A 3,167-nucleotide genomic window follows, 5' to 3' on the forward strand; every position below is an offset into this window, starting at 1 on the left:
AGTGCTGGACATCGGCCCGATATGGTCGGGGCCGGCGTACGGTCCAATGTACCGGTTCCGAGCTAACCCGCCCGCTTATTTCGCGTTCAGATTCTAAGTCAAGCCTTCGCTTACTCTCAGCGCTCTCTGCACCTTACTGCTGTCCGGGCACCATGGTGCTTTTGATTCAGAAATTTTAAAGCTTTTCAGCGTAGGGCAATCATCGGAAAACTGCGAAGAGGCGTGTGATGTTGCGACTTTATGGGGCTGTTCTTGTAATCTGCCTCGGCTTTGCATGCGTCAAATCGGCCTCTGCCGAGCGCGTCACCCCGACGGATAGGGCTGGCCTTCAGGCTGCCATGGCTCAGCATATTGATCGCCAGCTTGTGGATGGTGCTTACCTGCAGCTCAAGGTTATCGAAGGCGCGGTGAATCCACTCGTGCCGGCTAAGACACACTCTCGGATTGTACAAATGGGGCAGTTTTTTGTGCTCTGCACGGATTTCCGCGATCAACAGGGAAATCCGGTGAACGTCGACTTTTACATGGCGCGTGAAGGTCAGAATTTCTTGGTGTTTCACACCGAAATTGCCAATCGTGGCCCTTTGCAGGGCCTTATGCGTGCGGGGCAGGCGAAAATTGTCGAGTAGCCTCTCGATCCTTGCCGGGGCGCTGTTGCGATGTGGAATAGCCTCCGGGTTAAATTCCTACTATTTGTCTTCCCAATTTTCGTCGTCGTCTCTGCTGGCTCGCTGGCCTGGCTTGCTGAGTACAGCGTTCGGCAGAAGCTAGAGGACCTAACCGCTCGGGTCGGCAATCATGCGGGCCATGTTGCGAACGCTGTGGGCCGCTCTAAGATATTACAGGATGAGGGGGTTGCGTCACGCGTGCTCGCGACCCTGCTTGCCGACAGGGCCGTGCAATGCGTTGAGCTGAATATCGCCGACCCAAATGCCCTACAAATATTGGTGCCACGGGGCCTCGGATGCCGTGGGCAGGATCCTGGCGAGCGCTTGGCACTCGGGTTGACGGGCGTTCCAAATTCAAACCTGATTGTACAGTTCAGCACCCGTGAAATAGACGAAGCGAGGATCGCCAGTCGCGAGCTGTCACTGCTGGTGACCGTGCTCGGCTTTGTTTTTGCAGCGGGCGCCAGTCTCATCGGCTTTCAATGGACAGTCGGTCGTCCCTTGGGGCGTCTGCTCACCGCCATTAAGGAAACATCAGCCTCGGGCCATTTTCCCATCGTGAACCGAGTTGGAGCGGACGAGATAGGTCAGGTGACTAAGGCGTTTAACACCATGCAAGTTGCTCTACAAAGCAGGAGCAAGCATCTCGCGGCAACACTGAGCAAGCTCAGCGTCCAAAACGAACGCTTCGATGCTGCTCTGAGGAACATGTCGCAAGGTCTCTGCATGCTGGATGCGGATGGCTGTTTAGTTATCTGCAACGCTCGTTTCGAGCAGCTGTACCGTCTAAGCTCGGGAGTCGCACTGGCCGGTGTTCCTCTTCATGATGTGCTGGGCCAAGTTGGTCGAGACCTTACCAGTCAATCTACGCAGGGCGGCATTGAGGCCACGCTCCGCAAGCTGCTGAATTCCCAAACTCCGGCTGTAACTTACGTCGATTTGGTCGATGGGCGCACCATCGCTATCTCCTGCGAGCCGATGTCGGGAGGAGGTTGGGTTACGACCCATGAGGACGTGACAGAGCGCAGACAGTCCGAGGCCCGGCTTGTGCACATAGCCCAGCACGACGCCCTGACCGGGCTTGGTAACAGGGTACTGTTCCGAGAAAAAATTGAGCAGGCGCTTCTTGCAGTACAGGAGGGGGACGAGGTCGCGGTGCTGTATCTCGACCTCGATCGCTTTAAGCCGGTGAACGACACGTTGGGCCATCCGGTCGGGGACGCGTTGCTCCGGGCTGTTGCGGGTCGGATTCGCTCTTGTTTGCGTGAGGGTGACGTCGCAGCCAGGCTTGGTGGCGACGAATTCGCTGTGATTCAGATCGGGGCGCCGCAGCCGGACGCCGCCGCCTCTCTCGGCCACCGGTTGGTAGAAGCAATTGGCGCCCCCTACGCTATCGACGTTCATCAGGTTGTCGTCGGCACTTCCGTCGGCATCGCGCTTGCGCCGCAGGACGGCACAGATCCAGACCGACTGATGGGGAACGCCGACATGGCCCTCTACCGGGCTAAGCGACATGGACGGGGTGTGTACCGCTTCTTTGAGCCGGCCATGAGCACAGAGGTGCACCAACAGCGCTCAATGGAACTCGATCTACGCCGAGCAGTTGCGAAGTGTGAGTTTCAGCTTCATTACCAACCCATTGTAAGTCTTGCGACCAACGAGGTCACTGCCGTCGAGGCGCTGCTGCGTTGGACCTGTCCGGAGCGTGGAGCGATATCGCCTGAATTGTTTATCCCATTGGCCGAGGAACTCGGCCTCATAGGACAGATCGGGATGTGGGTGCTAGAGCGCGCCTGTATCGACGCGACTGGTTGGCCGGAAAACGTTCGATTGGCGGTGAATATCTCAGCCTTACAGCTCAAAGATCCAGGACTTCTCACGGGTGTGGTTACAGCGCTTCGTTCATCCGGCCTCAGCGCCCAAAGGTTAGAATTTGAGCTGACTGAGACGGCTATGATTCACGACGCGGACGCAAACATGGCCGCCCTCCGACGGCTGCGGGAGATTGGCGCCCGCATCTCGGTAGATGATTTTGGCACTGGCTACTCGTCGCTCCGCTATCTCCGCGAGTTTCCAGTGGATAAAATCAAAATCGATAAGTCGTTTGTCCGCGACTTGCCCGAGCGCGCAGACGCGGCCGCCATCGTCAGAGCAGTGATCGGCTTAGGTGCTGGCCTAGGCGTGTGCACGACTGCTGAGGGAGTTGAAACCAGAGCACAACTGGAACTGCTGCGCCAAGCAGGCTGCACGGAGGCACAAGGTTTACTCCTGGGTAAACCAGTTCCCGTTGCGGAACTTAACCAACGGCTTCTGGCCACCTTGTCGCACTCCCCGACCATGCGGTGAATCAAGCTGACGTGCAGGTGTGCCCTGCCTAACACTACCTGGGCACTTTTAGCGCCGTCCTGCGTTGTCTTTGAACCGGTTGGAGGGGGTTGGGTTCCGGGAGGCAGGCAATGGGCCGTGGTTTGCAGGACCTGGACAGCTGGCTGGCGCCGT

General features: G+C 57.8%; 2 protein-coding genes. Both read left to right on the forward strand.

The features are described 5' to 3' along the window. Positions 1-227: 227 nt before the first annotated feature. On the forward strand, positions 228-629 hold the full coding sequence (locus EP26_RS30215; protein ID WP_157033961.1) for a hypothetical protein: 402 nt from the start codon (positions 228-230) through the stop codon (positions 627-629). A 30-nt stretch (positions 630-659) separates the two neighbouring features. After that, the gene (locus EP26_RS34295) at positions 660-3,014 is read left to right on the forward strand and encodes a putative bifunctional diguanylate cyclase/phosphodiesterase (RefSeq protein WP_084113177.1); all 2,355 of its coding nucleotides are present in this window, start codon (positions 660-662) and stop codon (positions 3,012-3,014) included. The last annotated feature ends 153 nt before the right edge of the window (positions 3,015-3,167 follow it).

It is taken from the genome of Belnapia moabensis DSM 16746 (genome assembly GCF_000745835.1).
Classification (GTDB): Bacteria; Pseudomonadota; Alphaproteobacteria; order Acetobacterales; family Acetobacteraceae; genus Belnapia; species Belnapia moabensis.

Coding starts and splice junctions, on each gene's coding strand:
- EP26_RS30215 (WP_157033961.1), top strand. CDS start 228: ATGTTGCGACTTTATGGGGCTGTTCTTGTAATCTGCCTCGGCTTTGCA.
- EP26_RS34295 (WP_084113177.1), top strand. CDS start 660: ATGTGGAATAGCCTCCGGGTTAAATTCCTACTATTTGTCTTCCCAATT.